Origin of the sequence: Mycobacterium numidiamassiliense, assembly GCF_900157365.1 — a bacterium.
Taxonomy (GTDB): domain Bacteria; phylum Actinomycetota; class Actinomycetes; order Mycobacteriales; family Mycobacteriaceae; genus Mycobacterium; species Mycobacterium numidiamassiliense.
In genome coordinates this window covers 317623-335377 of record NZ_FUEZ01000004.1, presented here as the reverse complement: position 1 = coordinate 335377, position 17755 = coordinate 317623, and the positions used below count along the sequence as shown (strand labels likewise).

The following is a 17755-nucleotide window of genomic DNA, read 5'->3' as shown; positions in this document are numbered from 1 at the left end:
ATGGGTTACGCCGACCAGCTTTTCGACCTGTCCGACCGCGTCATCCTGATCACGGGGGGCAGCCGTGGACTTGGCCGCGAGATGGCGTTCGCGGCCGCACACTGCGGGGCGGACGTGGTGATCGCCAGCCGCAACATGGACAACTGCGTGGCCACCGCCAAAGAGATCGAGGCCGAGACGGGCCGGACCGCGATGGCTTACCAAGTGCACGTGGGGCGCTGGGATCAGCTCGACGGCCTCGTTGACGCGACCTACGAGCGGTTCGGCAAGGTCGACACGCTGATCAACAACGCGGGCATGTCTCCGCTGTACGACAAGCTGAGCAATGTCACCGAGAAGCTCTTCGACGCGGTGGTCAACCTGAATCTCAAGGGGCCCTTCCGATTATCGGCGTTGGTCGGCGAGCGGATGGTGGCTGCCGGTCGCGGATCCATCATCAACGTGAGCTCCACCGGATCGCTGCGCCCGAACGGCGGCATCATTCCCTACGCCGCAGCCAAGGCCGGTCTCAACGCCATGACCGAAGGACTGGCCCAGGCGTTCGGGCCGACCGTGCGGGTCAACACGCTGATGGCCGGACCGTACCTGACCGACGTCAGCAAGGCATGGGATCTGGGTAACGGCAACAATTTCGGCCACCTCTCCTTGAAGCGCGCCGGCAACCCGCGTGAAATCGTCGGTGCTGCACTGTTTCTGGCATCCGACGCATCCAGTTTCACCACCGGGTCGATCTTGCGATCCGACGGCGGGATCCCCTGACATGGCAATCGCAAGCGCAGCGGTGCGCAGCGTAGCGAGTCGCCACAATGAGCGAGGTAGGAGTATCGAATGAGTTGGGACTTCTCCACCGAACCGGAGTTCGAGAAGAAGCTGGACTGGATCCGCGAGTTCGTCCGCGAGGAAGTCGAGCCCCTGGAGGTGCTTTTCCCAGGGTGCGAATTCCTGCCGCTGAACGACGAGCGTCGCCGCATCGTTGATCCGCTCAAGCAGCAGGTCCGCGACAACGGCTTGTGGGCACCACATCTGGGCCCAGAACTCGGCGGCCAGGGCTTTGGCGCTGTCAAGCTGACCTTGATCAACGAGATCCTGGGCCGCAGCCCGTGGGCGCCCATCGTGTTCGGCACGCAGGCACCCGACACCGGCAACGCAGAGATCATCGCGCGGTTCGGGACGCAGGAGCAGAAGGACCGTTATCTGGCCGGGCTGCTGTCCGGCGAGATCTTTTCCTGCTTCTCCATGACGGAGCCGCAGGGCGGGGCCGACCCGCGGGTCTTCACCACCCGTGCCGTCCGCGACGGTGAAGACTGGGTGATCACCGGACGAAAGTATTTCTCCTCCAACGCTTCTGTCGCCTCGTTTTTCATCGTCGTCGCCATCACCGACCCGGACGTCGCGGTTCATACCGGCGCATCGACCTTCCTGGTCCCCGCGGGCACCGAGGGCTTGGTCCTGGAGGCCAACCATCACCTGGTCGGCGCCGACCCGCATGAACCCGGGCATTCGCTCGTGCACTACGACGACGTCCGGGTGGGCCCGGATGCGCTGCTCGGTGAAGCCGGTCAGGGCTTCCTGATCCTGCAGACCCGGCTGGCCGGCGGGCGGCTACACCACGCCATGCGCTCGATCGGCATGGCCCAGCGAGCGGTCGACATGATGTCTCGGCGCGCGAAAAGCCGCTTCACACAAGGCAGTTTGCTCGCCGACAAGCAGCTGGTGCAGGAGTTCGTCGCCGACTCGTACACCGAGCTGATTCCCTTCCGGTTGACGGTGCTGCACGCGGCGTGGCTCATCGACAACGGCGACGAACGGGCTGCGCGGGCCGAGATCGCGGCCTGCAAGATCCTGGCGTCACAGGTGCTGAAATCCATTGGGATGCGCGCGATCCAGGTGCACGGCGCGCTCGGGCTCACCGACCAGCTGCCACTGGTCAATGTGCTACTCGGGGGCATCGCGCTCGGGCTGGCCGACGGTCCCACGGAGGCGCACAAGGTCAACCTGGCCCGGATGCTCCTCAAGGGCTACGACGCCGAGGACGGGGAGTGGCCCGGCGAAATGCTGGACGTCCGGCGCGACGCGGCCCGCGCGAAGTACGGCGCGCTCGTGGGCAGCGTTCCGGCGCTTCCCGTTTCGCCGTGAGCAACCGAGTCACCGCGGCCGTCGAGCGTGCCCTCGACGACCGCCAGCGCGAGGCCACCGAGGAGGTGGAACGTATTTTGGCCGCGGCCGTGCGCGTGATGGAGCGGGTCGCCCCCGACGCGCCCCGCGTCAGCGACATCGTCGCCGAGGCCGGCTCGTCGAACAAGGCGTTCTACCGATACTTCGCCGGCAAAGACGATCTCATCCTCGCAGTGATGGAACGCGGCGTCGGGATCGTCGTGTCCTACCTGCAGCACCGGATGGCCAAGGAATCCAGGCCGCAGGACAAGATCGCGCGGTGGATCGAGGGCACGCTGGCGCAGGTCGCCGAGCCGGACCTGATCAGTAAGAGCCGCGCGGCGGCCGGGCAGATGTCGGCAGGCACCAACTGGCGTACGGTCGACCAGGAGATGATGTGGCCGCTGCGTGATCTGCTCACCGAACCGGTTGCGGCGCTGGGCAGTAGCGATGTGGAACGCGACGTCGAGGCGGTGTTCTGCTGCACCGCCGCAACGCTGCGGCGCTACATGGGTTCGGCCGACCGGCCCGGGCCCGACGACATCGCACACGTGGTGCGATTCTGCTTGAACGGACTGGGGGTCAAGTGATGCGCGCGGTCGTCTGCCGAAGCTACGGTCCGCCGGAGAACCTGGTGCTCGACGATGTTCCGGAGCCGGTCCCTGCCCCCGGCCAGATATTGGTCCGGGTACACACCGCGGCGGTCAACTTCCCCGACGTGCTGTTCATCGAGGGCAAGTACCAGATCAAGATTCCGCCGCCGTTCATCCCCGGCAACGAGATCGCCGGCGAGGTGATCGCCGCCGGTGAGGGCGCAGCCATTAGTCCCGGACAGCGCGTCGCCGGAACGACCTTCGGCGCGTTCGCCGAACAGGCGCTGCTCGACGCGAGCCAGGCGATGCTCATTCCCGATGACGCCGACTTCGCCTCGGCCGCGGCATTCGGTGTCACGTATCGCACCGCGTATTACGCGTTGCGGTCGACAGCCGCTGTGGCAGAGGGTGATTGGGTCGTGGTGCTGGGCGCCGCGGGTGGTGTGGGGCTGGCCGCCGTCGACCTGGCGGTGGCCATGAAGGCACGGGTGCTGGCCGCGGCGTCCAGTCCGGAAAAGCTCGAGCTGTGCCGCCGGCGCGGCGCCGAGGCCACCGTGGACTACGACCGCGAGGACCTGAAGACCCGCATCCGCGAACTCACCGGCGACAGCGCGCGAGTGGTTCTGGATCCCGTCGGCGGACAGTATTCGGAACCGGCGCTGCGGGGTCTGGCACGCGGTGGCATGTTCGTCACCCTGGGCTATGCGGCGGGCACCATCCCGACCATACCGCTCAATCTTGTTCTGCTCAAAGACCTCTACGTGCGCGGCATGGAGATCCGCACCTTCGCGAGCGACTACCCCGATGAGGCCGTCCGCGACGATGCCGAATTGGCGCGGTTATTCGCCGGAGGCACGGTCCGTCCCTACATCGGCGCACGATTCCCGCTGTCCGAAACCGCGGCGGCGTTGCGGCATGTGGCCGAACGCAAGGTGCTCGGCAAAGTGGTGATCGACGTCGCCTGACGTCATCCGCCTTGTCGGCCACGCCCGTTGTCGCTCGCAGGCGGGCAGAACCGACGATCCCTTCGCGGCGTGGCGCGTGAGGAAATTGTGTCAGCTACGGCGTCACGATATTGAAGTTCGGATCCGGCCGGTCGAGCGCACCCAGCAGCGACCGCAGCGCAGATTCATCGCCGGACAATTCGAGCCCGGGTGAGCTAGAGTCCCCGAATGCCGCCTGCAGGAGCCGAATCTTGCTGGCCAGCTTGACCGTAACGTTTGCCGATGCGTGGTCCGGTGCACGCTCGCGGTAGACCAGCACGCCGTTGCGCAGTGTGAGCCGGTAATTCGCACCCGAATCCTCAAACAAGAAGTCGAAGGCGAGATCGAGGTCCCAGCTACCCGGTCCATTGACCGCGATGGCGAGGCTGTCGAAGATCTGGTCCGGTGTCAGCTGGGTCAGCATCGACGGAGAGGTGGTCTGGGCGGCGGTGCCGAAGTTGCCGTCGCGCAATTCGGTCGCCCCGCTGAGGAAGAAGTTCCGCCAGGTCGCGTTCTCGGCGCCATACGCCAACTGCTCCAAGGTGTCGGCGTAGAGCCCCCGGGCGCCGGCATGCTCGCTGTCGGTAAAGATCGCGTGGTCCAGTAGTGTTGCAGCCCAACGGAAGTCCCCTGAATCAAACGCGGCCTTGGCCAGCTCGACCACCCGGTCGATACCACCCATCGCATCGACATAGCGGGGTGCGAGGGCCTCCGGGGGATGCTGCCACAGCCGTCCGGGATTACCGTCGAACCAGCCCATGTAACGCTGATAGACGGCCTTGACGTTATGGCTGACCGAGCCGTAATAACCGCGGGTGTGCCAGACCTGCTCGAGAGCCGGCGGCATCTGAAATGTCTCGGCGATTTCAACGCCGGTGTGGCCCTGGTTGAGCAGCCGCAGCGTCTGGTCGTGCAGGTAGGCATACAGATCCCGTTGCAGGGAAAGGAATTCGACGATGCTGTCTTGTCCCCAGGTCGGCCAGTGGTGGGAGGCGAAGACCACGTCAGCGCGTTCGGCGAAGTGGTCAATGGCCTCGGTGAGATAACCCGACCAGGCGTGCGGGTCGCGCACCAGCGCGCCGCGCAGGGTCAGCAGGTTGTGCAAATTGTGGGTCGCATTCTCGGCCATGCACAGTGCGCGGAAACGCGGGAAATAGAAATGCATTTCGGCAGGCGCCTCGGTGCCCGGCGCCATCTGGAACTCGATCTCCACACCGTCGATGGTGTGCTTTTCGCCGGTCTCCCGGATATCGACGGTCGGGACGATGATCGCGACTTCGCCGTTGGAGGCGGCTTGGCCCAGTCCGCAGCCGACCTGTCCCTGGGGTCCGCGTTCCAGCATGCTGCCGTACATATAGGTGGCTCGGCGCGTCATTGCCGGACCGGCATAGACGTTCTCTTGCACGGCGTGCGCAGTGAAGCCTTCCGGAGCCAGCACCGCCACTTTGCCGTCGTCCACATCGGCCTGGGAGGTGACGCCCAGCACGCCGCCGAAGTGGTCGACATGGCTGTGCGTGTAGATCACCGCGACGACGGGACGGTCACCGCCCCGGTGGGTGCGGTACAAATCCAGCGCCGCGGCGGCTACCTCGGTGGACACCAAGGGGTCGATGACGATGATGCCGGTGTCGCCCTCGATGAAGCTGATGTTGGACAGGTCGAAACCGCGGACCTGATAGACGCCCGGAACCACCTCGTACAAACCTTGCTTGGCGGCAAGCGTCGATTGTCGCCACAGACTGGGGTGCACCGACGTCGGCGCGGGACCGTCAAGGAAGGAGTAGGAGTCGTTGTCCCACACCACGCGGCCGTCGGCGGCTTTGATGACGCACGGCGATAAGGCAGCAATGAAGCCGCGGTCGGCGTTGTCGAAATCGGTGGTGTCGTGGAATGGCAGGGCGTGCTCGCCATGCGCGGACTCGATAATTGCGGTGGGAGACTTGTGGTCCACCGGCAATACCTTGCCATCAACGCTCTATTCCACGAAGCGTTCCAGAATCTTGTCAAGTGACCAATGAACACAGAACGACTTTCGCGAGACCCTGGATCTGGGGTTCAGTTAACCCGCATACTGCCCGGATGGCCCTCCGTCCTCGGAGGACTGCTACATCGGCAAAGGAGCACAGGTGAAGCGTGAACTGGCGATCGTGGTGGCCGCGGCGGCCATATTGGCCGCGGGCATTTCCGGCTGTTCGAGCAACAAGTCAACATCGAGCGGTAGCGGCTCTTCGGGCAGTACAAGTGCGGCGGCGTCCGGCGGCGGGGCGCCGTTGGTGAGCATCGACGGGAAGAACCAGAACGTGACCGGCTCGGTCGTCTGCACGACGGCCGGCGGCAACGTCAACATTGCGATCGGCGGGGCGGCGACGGGTATCGCCGCCGTGCTGTCCGACGCCAACCCTCCCGTGGTGAAGTCCGTCGGGCTCGGCAACGTCAACGGTGTGACGCTTGCATACACGCAGGGCACCGGCCAGGGCAACGCCTCGGCGACCAAGGACGGCAATAGCTACAAGATCAGCGGCACTGCCACGGGCGTCGACATGGCCAACCCGATGCAGCCGGTCAACAAGCCCTTCGAAATCAATGTGACCTGCTCTAGCTAGCCGACTCGGACGACGCTGCGGGCGGTTGCCACCCGTTGAGTGGCAACCGCACCGTGAACTCGGTATGTCCGGGTGAGCTGTCGACCGTGATCGTGCCGTTGTGGGCTTTGACGACCGCCGAGACGATCGCCAGCCCCAGCCCTGTACTGCCGCCCTTGCGGGAGCGCGAGGTATCGCCGCGAGCGAACCGCTCGAAGACTTCCGACTGCAGCGTGGCCGGGATGCCGGGGCCATTGTCGATCACCTGCAGCACATTCTGTGTCGCGTCGGTGCTCAACCGGGTCGTCACCACGGTTCCCGCGCCGGTGTGGACGCGGGCGTTGGCAAGCAGATTCGTCAGCACCTGATGCAGCCGTGCCGCATCACCGGTGACGACCACCGGCTCCTCGGGCAGGTCGAGCTCCCACTGGTGATCCGGTCCGGCGACGTGGGCGTCACTGACCGCGTCGACCGCCAGCAGCGACAGGTCGACGGGTTCGCGCTCCAGCGGTCGACCGGAGTCCAGCCGGGCCAGCAGCAGCAGGTCCTCGACCAGTCGCGTCATCCGCTCGGTCTCGGAAGCGACCCGACTCATCGCGTGCTCTACCGCCTCACGGTCGTCGCCCATCCGTTGGGTGAGTTCGGTGTAGCCGCGGATCGCGGCCAGCGGCGTGCGCAGTTCGTGACTCGCGTCCGCGACGAACTGGCGCACCCGGGTCTCGCTGGCCTGCCGTGTCTCCAGAGCCGCCGCGATGTGGTCGAGCATCCGGTTGAGCGCCGAGCCGAGTTGACCCACCTCGGTCGACGGATTGGCGTCTCCTTCGGAGACCCGTACCGGCAGCTCCACCTCACCGCGGGCCAGCGGCAAATCCGACACCTTGCGCGCCGTTGCGGCGACGCGGCGCAGCGGAGCGAGCGCTCGACGGATGATCACCACGCCGGCAATCGTCGCGGCGGCCAGCGCGACGACCGTCACGATCCCGAAGATCACCAGCATCCGGAGCAACGTGGCGTCGATGTCGCCCATCGACAGACCGGTCACGATCACGTCGTCGCCGCGTCGGCTGGACGCGGCGACCACGCGGTACCGTCCCAGACCATCGAGATCGAGGGTCATCGGCGTGCGGCTGCCGGAGATCGACGCGAGCTGGGCCTGGGCCTTGTCGCTCAAGGCCGCCCGGCCTCCGTCGCTGGTCAGGTAACCGGCATCGACCGTCTTGCCGTCGCTGGTCACCGCGGCCACCATCCCGGCCGGCTGACCCGGCGCATCGAGGAATCGCGGGCCGGGTCCAGGTCGCGGATAGTAGGAATGCTCGCGGTGCTGCCATCCCGGTCGGTTCGGTTCGGGGTACATCAGGGCCGAGCGGTAGGAGGCGGCGCCGAGCTGCGCGTCGAGCTGTTTGACCAAGTGGTGGTTGAGCGAAAGTTCAGTTACCGCCGCGATTCCCACACACACCAGGCCGAGCACGATGAGCTGCCCGGCCAGCAGCCGCAGCCGCAACGACCAAACGCGCCGAAGGCTAGCGGGCCGGCTTGAGGACATAGCCCGCGCCACGCAGCGTGTGGATCATGGGCTCGCGCCCGCTGTCGATCTTCTTGCGCAGGTAGGAAATGTACAGCTCGACGATGTTGGACCGGCCGCCGAAGTCGTAGCTCCACACCCGGTCGAGGATCTGCGCCTTGCTCAGCACGCGCTTGGAGTTGCGCATCATGAACCGCAGCAGCTCGAATTCGGTGGACGTCAACGAAATCGGTTCACCGGCGCGGGTCACCTCGTGGCTGTCTTCGTCGAGCACCAAGTCGCCGACCACGAGCTGCGCGCCGCTGTCCACGGTCGTCACCCCGGTGCGCCGCAACAGGGCCCGCAACCGAAGGACGACCTCTTCGATGCTGAACGGCTTGGTGACATAGTCGTCGCCGCCCGCGGTCAGCCCGGCGATCCGGTCTTCGACGCCGTCCTTGGCCGTCAACAGCAGCACCGGTAGCTGTGGATTCTCTTCGCGCAGTTTGTGCAAGACGTCTAGCCCACTCATGTCAGGAAGCATGACGTCGAGCACGACCACGTCGGGCCGCTGGGCACGAGCCGAGGCGATCGCTGACGATCCGTCCCCCGCTGTCGCGATGTTCCAACCTTCGTAGCGCAGTGCCATCGACACCATCTCGGCCAAAACGGATTCGTCGTCAACCACGAGGACATTGATCGGATTACCATCCGCGCGGCACATGACCACGCGCTCTACGGAGGCTCGGGGCTGTGTCGTCACAAGATCCAGTATCCGCGCGTTACTTGGCCGGCGCTATGACATTCCTATGTGTGTTCTGTGCAAGAAGGCCGCGTACCCGCTGAGCAGGCACGCGACCTTCTGGTTAGCAGCTGGTGGGTTAGTACCAGTACCGCCTGCCGCCCACCGGGCGGCCGACGGAGCCAAGTACCCACAGCACCGCACCGATCACCAGTAGGACAACGCCGATGGTGAACAATATATGGACGGTCGGGAACACCAGCCCGAGAATGATCAGGACGACTCCGAGTGCGACCATGACAACTTCCTTCTTTCCGTGAGTGACTTATTGCGCTGAATGAGGCTGTGGTACTTGGGGCTTCGGGCACGAGTCAACCTTTGGATTGACAACCCCGTAGTTCAGCGGCCCCGCGATGACTGTCAGCGCGATAGTGCCGGCCGCGGCACAATCAGGTGGACTGTCTTCGAAGTAGTGCAGCTGCCAAGAGGCAAAGACTCCGATGAGCAACCACACCAGGACGATCGAGCCGAGTAAACCGCGACCACGCATCGTGACCTCCGTTGTGTCCGAGAAATTCTTCTCGTCGCTAAGCGATACCCATTGGACTTGTGTCTAAACATAGCCGGGACCGACAAAGCCCGCGCCCTAGGAGCTGTCGGCGAGCCAGGCTTCGGCCCGCCTTTTCGACGCCCGGGACAGCCACGCGGCCTGGATCAGCTCGGTCAGCTCCGTGGCCGTGATCTCCGTTAGTCGACTGCCGCGCACCAGGACCGAAGGATGACCGTCAAAATGAGCCGTGGTGAAGAACGGCGAGCCGGGGTCCTGGATCAGCGCCAGCTTGTCGCTCTCCGACTCCACCCAGAGCATGATCACGTCCGCGTACCGTTCGCCCGTCTCCGGATCCGTCGCGTCGGGCTGCGGGGTGCGGAAAAACACGAACGACTTTCCGCCGACTTGATAAATGGAGTTGCCCTTTGGCCCTTCCAAGCGATTCACGTGCGGCATCGACGCGGCAATGCGGTGGACATCGCTTTCCCGCGCGCGTCGATGAGCCATGGCCGCGACACTACTCCGGCACTGGGCGCCATTGCAGGGCAGGACAATTCGATGCGCGCTAGTGGTCGAGGAGCTTGGCGAGCAACGCGGACAGTCGTTTCTGGTCGCTTGAATTCAGGCGGTCGGTCATCGGTGCCAGCAGGTCACCGATCTGGGCAATGACCCCCGTTTCCATCCGCCGCGCCTCCGCGGTGAGGCTGACCCGCACCGAACGACCGTCCGCGGCATCGCTCGTTTTTCGGACCAGCCCGCGCTGCACCGCGCGATCGATGAGCCCGCTGACGGTCGAGCGCTCCAGTCCGAGATAGGTGGCGAGCTCGGCCATCGCCGGCTCGCGATCGCGCAGAATCCCCAGCATGCGTAGCTGGGTAAGCGACAGATCCTGTTCGGCGGCAACACGACTCAGCACCGCGATCACCGTAAACGATGCTTGAACCAGGCTGTCCCTGAGCTCGTCGACCGTATCCATGCGAGAAATCATAGCTTGAAATAGTTCGTAACGCCATCTAATCTAGTTCGTGTTACGACCTATGTTGGACCTGTTCGACGAAAGAGAAATGCCATGTACGCAGCCGTCGTCACCAGCTTTGACAGGCCGCCCGCCTACCGCGAGTTCCCCGACCCCATCGCGCGGACAGACGACGAGATCGTCGTTGACGTCGTAGCCTCGGGGCTGCACCGCAGAGTGCGGTCGCAGGCCGACGGGTCGCACTACACCAGCTCGGGTGAGCTGCCTCTGGTCCCCGGCATCGACGGCGTCGGGCGCGGGCGCGACGGCACGCTGCGCTACTTCGTGCTACCTGACACGACGATGGGTGCGATGGCTGAGCAGACCGTGATCGACCGGCGCCGCAGCGTCGTGCTTCCGGACGGGGCCGACCCCATCTTGGTCGCAGCGGCGTTGAATCCGGTGATGTCCTCGTGGGTCGCCCTGCGTCGCCGCATCGACTTCGAGCCCGGTCAAACCGTGCTGATTCTGGGCGCCACCGGAAGCTCGGGCCGGATGGCCGTGCAGGTCGCCAAACGCCTTGGTGCCGGCCGCGTGATCGGCGCCGGACGCGACGGGCGGCGACTCGCTGCTGTCAGCTCGCTCGGAGCCGAGACGGTCCAGCTCGACAGCGCCACTGCGGTAAGCGATCTCGCCCGCCTCGCGGGTGACGTCGACGTCGTCATCGACTATCTCTGGGGCCCGATCACGGCCGACCTGATGGCCGGCATCGCGAGCAACCGATCCGATCCCGGAAAGCCGCTCACCTGGATCGAGATCGGCTCGGTGGCCGGCGCGTCGGCCGAAATCCCCTCCGCCGCACTAAGGGCCGTGCGGCTGCAGATCGTCGGCAGTGGACAAGGATCGGTCCCCACTCGCGACATCGCGGCCGAGTTACCCGCCATCGCCAGCGAAATCAGCGGCGGCGGTTTTTCCCTCGATGCGCGCACCGTGCCGCTCGCAGACGTGGCAGCCGCCTGGAACGACACCGATGCCGACGAACGAATTGTCCTTACGCCGTAGTGTTTTCGATCTCGGCCTGGCTCACCGCTGCGCGGACACGAACTTGGTCGGCGGCATCGAGTTCTCGGCTCCCTGCGGAATGCTGCGGCCGTAGCGGGCCATCAGCTCCGGGAAGCTCAGCGCGGTCACGTCCCAGCCACGTTCGGCCAGCCAGGCGTCGACAGGTGTGCGCTCCTCGGGATACCAGAGATCGTCGAAGTCCGTGATCTCGGCGTCGATCAGCTTTGCGGCGGTGGCGCGGATGCGCTGATTGTCTTCGCGCTGGGCACGCACCTTGTCCGGATCGGTGAACCCCTCCCCCGGAACGTTGGACGCCAGCCAGCTGCCGGGCGCACTGAGCGAATTGATGCGTTCGAACAACAGATCCTGTGCCTGCGCCGGCAGGTAGCGGACAAGGCCCTCGGCCGACCAGATACTCGGCCGCGACGGGTCAAACCCGGAGTCCTGCAACGCTTTCGGCCAATCCTGGCGGAGGTCTATCGGTATGTTCACCAGCTGGGCGATCGGCTGCGCGCCGTGCTCGCGCAACGTTGATTCCTTGAACTCGAGCACCTTCGGCTGGTCCAGCTCGTAGACCAGCGTTCCATCGGGCCACGGTAGCCGCCAGCTGCGGGCGTCCAGCCCAGACGCCAAGATGACCACCTGCCGGACACCGGCGTCGGCCCCGCCGAGAAAGAACTCGTCGAAAAATGCCGTCCGGGTCGCCATGAAGTCGACCATCAGCTGAAGGCGGCTTTGCGCGCCCGGTTCCATTTCGACCAGCTTGGCCGTCACGTCAGGATCCGCGTAGACGCTCCACATCCCCTTGCCCGCGGCATCGAGGAACACTCGCGCGAACGGGTCGTTGATGAGCGGATTGTCGCTGGCGGTCTCGGCGGCTCGAGCGGCCGCAACGCCCAGCGCGGTGGCTCCCACGCTCTGAGTGATGTCCCAGGAATCGTCGTTGGTACGCGGCATCGCTACTTACCTCCCCGATAGTCGGTTGCGTTCACTAGTCTTCCAGGCCGCGGCGGGCGGGGCCGCCCGCGGGGCGTGGCCTACGCTTTTTCCCAGAGGGACCACGGGTTGGCACAGGAGCGCCGCGATGACACGTACGCCGCAGGAAGTATTCGCCCACCACGGGAAAGCGCTGGCTGCCGGCGACCTCGACGAGATCGTCGCCGACTACACCGAGGACTCGGTGGTGATCACCGCGACCGGTGCCGCGCACGGCAAGGACGGCGTTCGGGCGGTCTTCACCGCACTGCTCGGGGACCTGCCCGACGCGGCATGGGACCTGAAAACCCAAATCTTCGGCGGCGACATCTTGTTTCTCGAGTGGGCCGCCGACTCGCACCTCAATCGGGTCGACGACGGCGTCGACACCTTCGTTTTCCGCGACGGCATGATCCTCGCGCAGACCGTGCGATACACCCCGCACCCCAAGGGCTGACGGGCCGCGCCCACCCGCGGAGTAGGTTCTGCCACGTGGAACAGGTTGACCTGACAGCCGTCGCGCGATGGATGTCCGAGCGGGGGCTTGGCGAGGGACCGCTGGAGGATGTCTCCGGCGTCACCGGGGGCACGCAGAACGTGATGCTGCGGTTCACCCGGTCTTCTCGTCCCTACGTGCTGCGGCGCGGGCCGCGACACCTGCGTCCGCGCAGCAACAGCGTGATCCTGCGGGAGACCAAAGTCCTTGCGGCGCTGGCCGGCTCCGACGTGCCGCACCCGCGTCTGATTGCCACCTGCGAGGACCCCACCGTGCTCGGGGATGCCGTCTTCTACTTGATGGAACCGATCGACGGCTTCAACGCAGGCGAGGGACTGCCGCCGCTGCACGCGGGCGATCCGGCGGTGCGGTACGGCATGGGATTGTCGATGGCCGACGCGCTGGCCAGGCTTGGCGCGATCGATCACGTTGCCGTTGGTCTCGCCGATTTCGGCAAACCGGACGGCTTCCTGGAACGCCAGGTGCCGCGCTGGCTTTCGGAACTGGACTCCTACAGCGAGTACGACGGCTACCCGGGGCCCGAGATCCCCGGCATCGAGCAGGTGTCCGGCTGGCTCGAGGCCAATCGGCCGACGAGCTGGACGCCCGGGATCATGCACGGCGACTATCACGCGGCCAACGTGATGTTCTCCCGCACCGGGCCCGAGGTTGTTGCCATCGTCGACTGGGAGATGTGCACCATCGGCGACCCCCTGCTGGATCTCGGCTGGCTGCTGTGCACCTGGCGCCAGTCGGACGGCAGCGCCGTGTTCAGCCACGCCCTGGGCGGCCAGGACGGGTTGGCCAGCACCGACGAGTTGTTCGCACGCTACGCCGCCAACACCACCCGCGACCTGTCCCACATCACCTGGTACACCGTGCTGGCCTGTTTCAAGCTCGGCATCGTCATCGAAGGGACGCTCGCCCGGGCCTGCGCCGGCAAGGCGGAGAAGGCCGTCGGCGACCAGCTGCACGCGGCCACCGTGCATCTGTTCGAGCGCGCGCTCGGGCTGATCGAATCCCGGTGATCGCCCTCTCCGCCGAGCCGCGCACTGCGAATCCTTAACTGCCCGAAGGCACTTCGGCGAATCCAGGTTCGCCGGCGTCCGCGACCGAGTTGAACCGGAAGCGAGTGACCAGGCGCTCGTTGATCTCTTGAATCGCGCTCTCGGGAAGCGCCGTCACATCGAAGTTCTCCCTGATGCGAGCGGGGTTGACCGACCCGGTGAGCACCGCGCTGCCGCGCTGAATGCCCCACGCCAACAGCACCTGTGCGGGCGTCTTGCCGAATTGCCCGGCCATCGAGACCACGAGCGGGTCATCGAGCAGTCGCGGCTCGAGCGCGTGCCCCAGCGAAGCGAACGCCAACAGGACGATTCCTTGCTTCGTCAAGTACTCATGCAGGTCCCACTGCGGGTGGTAGGGGTGCGACTCGACCTCCACGACGGCCGGCTTGATTCGAGCGGAGTCGACGATCTCGCGGGTGCGGTCGAGTCCGATGTCGGACAGGCCTATCGCTCGGGTCAGTCCCGCCTCGACAAGGTCTTCCATCGCGGCCCAGGTCTCCTCCAGCGTGACCCCGTCGTCGCGGATGACGGCTCCGTGCGCGTCGCGGGGATCTTGGTCGTCACCGGGCGCGAATGCAAACGGGGTGTGCACCAGAAACAAATCGACCGCGTCGAGCCCCAGCCTGCTGAGACTGGCCTGCAGCGCGGGCCTGACTCGCTCGGGCCGGTGGTTGTTGTTCCACAGCTTCGTCGTCACGAAAAGGTCGTCACGCCGGACCGTTCCGGCCGCGAACAAGTCCTTGAGCGCCGCGCCGACCTGTGCTTCGTTGCGGTAGCGTTCGGCGGCGTCGAGGTGGCGGAATCCCACCTCCACCGCGGCCTTGACGGCGCTTTCCGTCTTGGTGTTGTCGGAAAGCGACGTGCCGAACCCCAGCGCCGGAATCTCCGCGCCGTTGTTCAGAGCGATTCTGTGCTGATTCGGGATGATGGTTGATGTCATTTTCCTTGGGCTCCTTGAGGATTGGTTTCCCGGCCGAGGTGCATGACGGCCTCGGCTGTGGTCCATACGACGCTGGCAAGGAATCGGAAGTTCACCAGCGCGGCGAGATAGCCGTCGCCTTCGGGCAGGCGTGGGCCGGCCGTGGCGTCCTTGATGACGGCGACTTCGAACCCCTGCTCGACGAGTTCGCGCAGATGGCCTTCGACGCAGAGGTTGGCGGCCATTCCCGCCAAGACGACCTGGTTCACACCGCGCTTGCGTAGTTGCAGCACAAGGTCGTTGGATTCCGGGCCGACAATCTTGTGCGGCGAGGTGATCACGGTTTGCCCGTCGAGGATGTATTGCCGGTAGTCGGGCAGGAAGTCGGCGCCGGAGCCCGCGAAACCCGTTGTGGTGTATGGGCTGTGCCGCTCGAACATCCCGACGGTGCGCATGAATTGCTCGAGCGGATCGCCGAATTGCCATTGCTTGTCGGAGGGGAAGAAGTAGTGCGGCGACACCGCCACGGTGATGCCCGCCAGCTTGGCGGCGCGGAACAGTTCACCGATGTGAGCCACCGTGTGGTTGTCGCGGATGCTGTCACCGAACACCGGCCACGAGACGCCTTCGGGGCTGAGGAAATCGATCTGCGGGTCGGTGATGACGAGTGCCGCGTGCGCGTGATCGAGCACGAAGCCGGAAGCCGGAAGCGCGGGGTTCTGCGGTTCGGCGTAACTGCTCAGGTCTGTCATGGTGCCCGTCCTCGCCGGTATGAAGTCTAGCGGTCGTCTTGACTATAGATGACCGGTCGTCTAATTAACAAGACCCGGCCGCAGACTCGCTCCCAGCGGGGAATGGATCAGCGCAGCAGGGCCGGGACGGTGACCGCTTCGAACCTGTCGTAGGGCGTGCGACTGCGCGTGACCTTCCCCCGCAGTGCCGCACCCTCCCACGCCTCGATCAGCAAGGAGGCGAGTACGGCGGCGTCGAGATCGTTACGGACGTCGCCCGAGTCGCCCTGGCCCGAGCGCACGCAGGCAGTCAGCGCCTCGTTCCAATCGTCGAGAATGCGGACGAGCTCCGCGCGCACGGGCTCACTGGACCCGCTGAGCTCGAGCGAGAGGTTGCCGACCAAGCAACCGAGCAGGAAATCGCCGGCTTCGTGGTCATCCGCCAGCGCGTGGAAGAAGCGGGTGATCCGCTTGCGCGCCAACCCATGCTCGCCGAGAAGTGGTAGCAGCCGAGCCTCGATATCCGACCAGTAATACTCGAGAACCGCCGCACCGAAGGCCTCTTTACTGGGGAAATACGCGTAAAACGACCCCTTGGGCACGCCGGCCGCGTCGGTGATGTCTTTGACGCCGCTGGCCGCAAAGCCCCGAGCGTGCACGAGATCGAGGCCGGCTTCCAGGAGTCGGCGCCGCACCTCGGGGTTGGCAGGGCGTGGCACGCCGTCAATAGTAGTCGACTGGTCGCTTATATTGCTCGTATCACGGCAACGGGCACGGCTGGCCCGCACGGTAAAGTCGTCCGCATGGCATCGGAAGTCGAAAATCCCGGACCGAAAGATCTGGTCGGCTCCATCGGGCGCAGCCTGACGCGCTTACGCGAAACCCGCTTCGACCTGAAGACCCAACCCCTGCGCGAGATGCGCCTGGAGATGCAGATCGTGTTCTTCGCGATCAAGACACCGCTCGCCGGCGGCCGAACCCTGAAGATCCCGGCGCTCGTGATGCTTCGGCGGCTCGGATCCTCCGAGATTCAGTCACGTGATGGGGTCACCGAAGGGGACAGCGACTAGCGGCCGTTCGGCTGTGCGAGCGCGCCCGAAGGGATTCGAACCCCTAACCTTCTGATCCGTAGTCAGATGCTCTATCCGTTGAGCTACGGGCGCTTGTGTTCAATTGTGTGTCCGCCGGCAAACTCTGCGGAGGCGAGAGGATTTGAACCTCCGGTCCCCTTTAAGGGGGACAACTCATTAGCAGTGAGTCCCATTCGGCCGCTCTGGCACGCCTCCCTGTTGAACTTCATGAGGGTACCCGACCCGTTCCCGGGATCCCCGAACCGCCGGAGGCATAGCGTACACAGCGGCGGCATATGCTGACAAAGTGACTGCCCGCCTACGGCCGGAGCTGGCCGGGCTGCCAGTTTATGTCCCAGGCAAGACCGTGCCCGGTGCGATCAAACTGGCCAGCAACGAAACGGTCTTCGGCCCGCTACCCAGCGTCCGCGTGGCCATCGAACAGGCCACCGACGTCGTCAACCGCTATCCCGACAACGGCTGCGTAGCGCTCAAGGCGGCACTGGCCAAGCACGTGGGATCCGACTTCACACCCGAGAACATCGCCGTCGGTTGCGGTTCGGTGAGTCTGTGCCAGCAACTCGTTCAGATCACCGCCGCGGCGGGCGACGAGGTGATCTTCGGGTGGCGCAGCTTCGAGCTGTATCCGCCCCAGGTTCAGATTTCGGGCGCAACCGCGATCAAGGTGCCGTTGACCGACCACACCTTCGACCTCGACGCCATGCTCGCCGAGGTCACCGAACGGACCCGGCTGATTTTCGTCTGCAACCCGAACAACCCGACATCGACCGTCGTCGACCCCGACGCGCTGGCCCGCTTCGTCCGGGCCGTTCCGTCGGACATTCTGATCGCCATCGACGAGGCCTACGTCGAGTACATCCGCGACGGCATGGCGCCGGACAGCCTGGGCCTGGCCCTTGAGCACAGCAATGTCGTTGTGCTGCGCACCTTTTCGAAGGCGTACGGCCTGGCCGGCCTGCGCATCGGCTACGCGGTGGCCCAACCCGAGCTGATCACCGCGCTGGACAAGGTCTACGTACCGTTCACCGTGTCGAGCCTCGCGCAGGTCGCCGCCATCGCTTCGCTCGAGGCCGCCGACGAACTGCTGGCCCGCACCGATGCCCTGGTCGCCGAACGCACTCGGGTCAGTGCCGGGCTGCGTGATGCCGGATTCACGCTACCCGCGGCCCAGGCCAACTTCGTCTGGCTGCCATTAGGTGCCCGCACAACGGATTTCGTCACGGGGGCCGCCGAAGCCGGGATCGTGGTGCGCCCCTACGGCGCCGACGGTGCCCGGGTCAGCATCGGGGCGCCCCACGAAAACGATGCCCTGCTGAAATTCGCCCGCGCCTGGATCACACCAAAGGAGTAACCA

General features: G+C 65.4%; 21 protein-coding genes and 2 tRNA genes. 10 read left to right on the top strand and 13 right to left on the bottom strand.

Features of this window, described 5'->3' with window-relative positions; genetic code table 11:
- The 4 genes from MNAB215_RS09930 (at window position 1) to MNAB215_RS09915 (ending at window position 3712) form a co-directional block, all read left to right on the top strand.
- A complete protein-coding gene (locus MNAB215_RS09930; RefSeq protein WP_077078716.1) occupies window positions 1-759 on the top strand; it encodes an SDR family NAD(P)-dependent oxidoreductase in 759 nt (252 codons plus the stop codon).
- Between the two features lie 69 nt (window positions 760-828).
- Window positions 829-2136, top strand: a complete 1308-nt coding sequence (locus MNAB215_RS09925; RefSeq protein WP_077078715.1) for an acyl-CoA dehydrogenase family protein — start codon at window positions 829-831, stop codon at window positions 2134-2136.
- A complete protein-coding gene (locus tag MNAB215_RS09920; protein ID WP_077078714.1) occupies window positions 2133-2744 on the top strand; it encodes a TetR/AcrR family transcriptional regulator in 612 nt (203 codons plus the stop codon). The genes MNAB215_RS09925 and MNAB215_RS09920 overlap by 4 nt, the downstream gene beginning before the upstream one ends.
- Window positions 2744-3712: an NADPH:quinone oxidoreductase family protein gene (locus MNAB215_RS09915; RefSeq protein WP_077078713.1), complete on the top strand. Its 969-nt coding sequence runs from the start codon at window positions 2744-2746 to the stop codon at window positions 3710-3712. Before MNAB215_RS09920 ends, MNAB215_RS09915 begins: the two co-directional genes overlap by 1 nt.
- Before the next feature lie 94 nt (window positions 3713-3806).
- On the opposite strand, the gene MNAB215_RS09910 is transcribed toward MNAB215_RS09915, so the two are convergent.
- Window positions 3807-5687 carry an alkyl/aryl-sulfatase gene (locus tag MNAB215_RS09910; protein WP_077078712.1) on the bottom strand — a complete coding sequence of 627 codons (1881 nt, stop codon included), beginning with the start codon at window positions 5685-5687 and terminating at the stop codon, window positions 3807-3809.
- A gap of 169 nt (window positions 5688-5856) precedes the next feature.
- On the opposite strand from MNAB215_RS09910, the gene MNAB215_RS09905 reads away from it, so the two are divergent.
- Window positions 5857-6333, top strand: coding sequence for a lipoprotein LpqH (locus MNAB215_RS09905; protein ID WP_077078711.1), 477 nt, complete (start codon window positions 5857-5859; stop codon window positions 6331-6333).
- Here the strand turns inward: MNAB215_RS09905 and MNAB215_RS09900 are convergent.
- The 6 genes from MNAB215_RS09900 to MNAB215_RS09880 all read right to left on the bottom strand — a co-directional run bounded on the left by MNAB215_RS09900 (window position 6326) and on the right by MNAB215_RS09880 (window position 10081).
- Entirely contained in the window at window positions 6326-7855 is a 1530-nt protein-coding gene (locus MNAB215_RS09900) for a sensor histidine kinase (protein ID WP_077081897.1), read from the bottom strand. The genes MNAB215_RS09905 and MNAB215_RS09900 overlap by 8 nt on opposite strands.
- The gene (locus tag MNAB215_RS09895) at window positions 7833-8537 is read right to left on the bottom strand and encodes a response regulator transcription factor (RefSeq protein ID WP_077078710.1); all 705 of its coding nucleotides are present in this window, start codon (window positions 8535-8537) and stop codon (window positions 7833-7835) included. The genes MNAB215_RS09900 and MNAB215_RS09895 overlap by 23 nt, the downstream gene beginning before the upstream one ends.
- Window positions 8538-8694: 157 nt before the next feature.
- Window positions 8695-8853, bottom strand: coding sequence for a DUF6131 family protein (locus tag MNAB215_RS29710; protein WP_165691557.1), 159 nt, complete (start codon window positions 8851-8853; stop codon window positions 8695-8697).
- A 27-nt stretch (window positions 8854-8880) separates the two neighbouring features.
- Window positions 8881-9105, bottom strand: coding sequence for a hypothetical protein (locus tag MNAB215_RS30205; RefSeq protein ID WP_077078709.1), 225 nt, complete (start codon window positions 9103-9105; stop codon window positions 8881-8883).
- A gap of 96 nt (window positions 9106-9201) precedes the next feature.
- Window positions 9202-9612: an MmcQ/YjbR family DNA-binding protein gene (locus tag MNAB215_RS09885; RefSeq protein WP_077078708.1), complete on the bottom strand. Its 411-nt coding sequence runs from the start codon at window positions 9610-9612 to the stop codon at window positions 9202-9204.
- Between the two features lie 58 nt (window positions 9613-9670).
- Window positions 9671-10081, bottom strand: a complete 411-nt coding sequence (locus tag MNAB215_RS09880; RefSeq protein WP_245830240.1) for a MarR family winged helix-turn-helix transcriptional regulator — start codon at window positions 10079-10081, stop codon at window positions 9671-9673.
- A gap of 93 nt (window positions 10082-10174) precedes the next feature.
- On the opposite strand from MNAB215_RS09880, the gene MNAB215_RS09875 reads away from it, so the two are divergent.
- Window positions 10175-11122, top strand: coding sequence for a quinone oxidoreductase family protein (locus tag MNAB215_RS09875; protein WP_077078706.1), 948 nt, complete (start codon window positions 10175-10177; stop codon window positions 11120-11122).
- Between the two features lie 21 nt (window positions 11123-11143).
- On the opposite strand, the gene MNAB215_RS09870 is transcribed toward MNAB215_RS09875, so the two are convergent.
- Entirely contained in the window at window positions 11144-12079 is a 936-nt protein-coding gene (locus tag MNAB215_RS09870) for a class I SAM-dependent methyltransferase (RefSeq protein WP_077078705.1), read from the bottom strand.
- A gap of 127 nt (window positions 12080-12206) precedes the next feature.
- Here MNAB215_RS09870 and MNAB215_RS09865 point away from each other — a divergent pair, with 127 nt between their 5' ends.
- Window positions 12207-12554, top strand: coding sequence for a nuclear transport factor 2 family protein (locus MNAB215_RS09865; protein WP_077078704.1), 348 nt, complete (start codon window positions 12207-12209; stop codon window positions 12552-12554).
- Between the two features lie 71 nt (window positions 12555-12625).
- Entirely contained in the window at window positions 12626-13621 is a 996-nt protein-coding gene (locus MNAB215_RS09860; RefSeq protein ID WP_083746079.1) for a phosphotransferase family protein, read from the top strand.
- A gap of 34 nt (window positions 13622-13655) precedes the next feature.
- Here MNAB215_RS09860 and MNAB215_RS09855 read toward each other — a convergent pair whose 3' ends face one another.
- The 3 genes from MNAB215_RS09855 to MNAB215_RS09845 all read right to left on the bottom strand — a co-directional run bounded on the left by MNAB215_RS09855 (window position 13656) and on the right by MNAB215_RS09845 (window position 16029).
- Window positions 13656-14600 carry an aldo/keto reductase gene (locus MNAB215_RS09855; protein WP_077078702.1) on the bottom strand — a complete coding sequence of 315 codons (945 nt, stop codon included), beginning with the start codon at window positions 14598-14600 and terminating at the stop codon, window positions 13656-13658.
- A complete protein-coding gene (locus MNAB215_RS09850; protein ID WP_077078701.1) occupies window positions 14597-15331 on the bottom strand; it encodes a cysteine hydrolase family protein in 735 nt (244 codons plus the stop codon). Before MNAB215_RS09850 ends, MNAB215_RS09855 begins: the two co-directional genes overlap by 4 nt.
- Window positions 15332-15438: 107 nt before the next feature.
- Window positions 15439-16029 carry a TetR/AcrR family transcriptional regulator gene (locus MNAB215_RS09845; protein WP_077078700.1) on the bottom strand — a complete coding sequence of 197 codons (591 nt, stop codon included), beginning with the start codon at window positions 16027-16029 and terminating at the stop codon, window positions 15439-15441.
- Between the two features lie 84 nt (window positions 16030-16113).
- Between MNAB215_RS09845 and MNAB215_RS09840 the strand changes: the two genes are divergently transcribed.
- Complete coding sequence (locus tag MNAB215_RS09840; RefSeq protein WP_245830238.1) at window positions 16114-16380, top strand: hypothetical protein; 267 nt, start codon at window positions 16114-16116, stop codon at window positions 16378-16380.
- Between the two features lie 20 nt (window positions 16381-16400).
- On the opposite strand, the gene MNAB215_RS09835 is transcribed toward MNAB215_RS09840, so the two are convergent.
- Window positions 16401-16473: transfer RNA gene (locus MNAB215_RS09835), tRNA-Arg, on the bottom strand.
- A 34-nt stretch (window positions 16474-16507) separates the two neighbouring features.
- A tRNA-Ser gene (locus tag MNAB215_RS09830) sits at window positions 16508-16596 on the bottom strand.
- A gap of 91 nt (window positions 16597-16687) precedes the next feature.
- On the opposite strand from MNAB215_RS09830, the gene MNAB215_RS09825 reads away from it, so the two are divergent.
- Entirely contained in the window at window positions 16688-17752 is a 1065-nt protein-coding gene (locus MNAB215_RS09825) for a pyridoxal phosphate-dependent aminotransferase (RefSeq protein WP_077078699.1), read from the top strand.
- Window positions 17753-17755 lie beyond the last annotated feature (3 nt).

Coding starts and splice junctions, on each gene's coding strand:
- MNAB215_RS09930 (WP_077078716.1), top strand. CDS start 1: ATGGGTTACGCCGACCAGCTTTTCGACCTGTCCGACCGCGTCATCCTG.
- MNAB215_RS09925 (WP_077078715.1), top strand. CDS start 829: ATGAGTTGGGACTTCTCCACCGAACCGGAGTTCGAGAAGAAGCTGGAC.
- MNAB215_RS09915 (WP_077078713.1), top strand. CDS start 2,744: ATGCGCGCGGTCGTCTGCCGAAGCTACGGTCCGCCGGAGAACCTGGTG.
- MNAB215_RS09900 (WP_077081897.1), bottom strand. CDS start 7,855: ATGTCCTCAAGCCGGCCCGCTAGCCTTCGGCGCGTTTGGTCGTTGCGG.
- MNAB215_RS09895 (WP_077078710.1), bottom strand. CDS start 8,537: ATGTGCCGCGCGGATGGTAATCCGATCAATGTCCTCGTGGTTGACGAC.
- MNAB215_RS29710 (WP_165691557.1), bottom strand. CDS start 8,853: ATGGTCGCACTCGGAGTCGTCCTGATCATTCTCGGGCTGGTGTTCCCG.
- MNAB215_RS30205 (WP_077078709.1), bottom strand. CDS start 9,105: ATGCGTGGTCGCGGTTTACTCGGCTCGATCGTCCTGGTGTGGTTGCTC.
- MNAB215_RS09885 (WP_077078708.1), bottom strand. CDS start 9,612: ATGGCTCATCGACGCGCGCGGGAAAGCGATGTCCACCGCATTGCCGCG.
- MNAB215_RS09880 (WP_245830240.1), bottom strand. CDS start 10,081: ATGGATACGGTCGACGAGCTCAGGGACAGCCTGGTTCAAGCATCGTTT.
- MNAB215_RS09875 (WP_077078706.1), top strand. CDS start 10,175: ATGTACGCAGCCGTCGTCACCAGCTTTGACAGGCCGCCCGCCTACCGC.
- MNAB215_RS09870 (WP_077078705.1), bottom strand. CDS start 12,079: ATGCCGCGTACCAACGACGATTCCTGGGACATCACTCAGAGCGTGGGA.
- MNAB215_RS09865 (WP_077078704.1), top strand. CDS start 12,207: ATGACACGTACGCCGCAGGAAGTATTCGCCCACCACGGGAAAGCGCTG.
- MNAB215_RS09860 (WP_083746079.1), top strand. CDS start 12,626: ATGTCCGAGCGGGGGCTTGGCGAGGGACCGCTGGAGGATGTCTCCGGC.
- MNAB215_RS09855 (WP_077078702.1), bottom strand. CDS start 14,600: ATGACATCAACCATCATCCCGAATCAGCACAGAATCGCTCTGAACAAC.
- MNAB215_RS09850 (WP_077078701.1), bottom strand. CDS start 15,331: ATGACAGACCTGAGCAGTTACGCCGAACCGCAGAACCCCGCGCTTCCG.
- MNAB215_RS09840 (WP_245830238.1), top strand. CDS start 16,114: ATGGCATCGGAAGTCGAAAATCCCGGACCGAAAGATCTGGTCGGCTCC.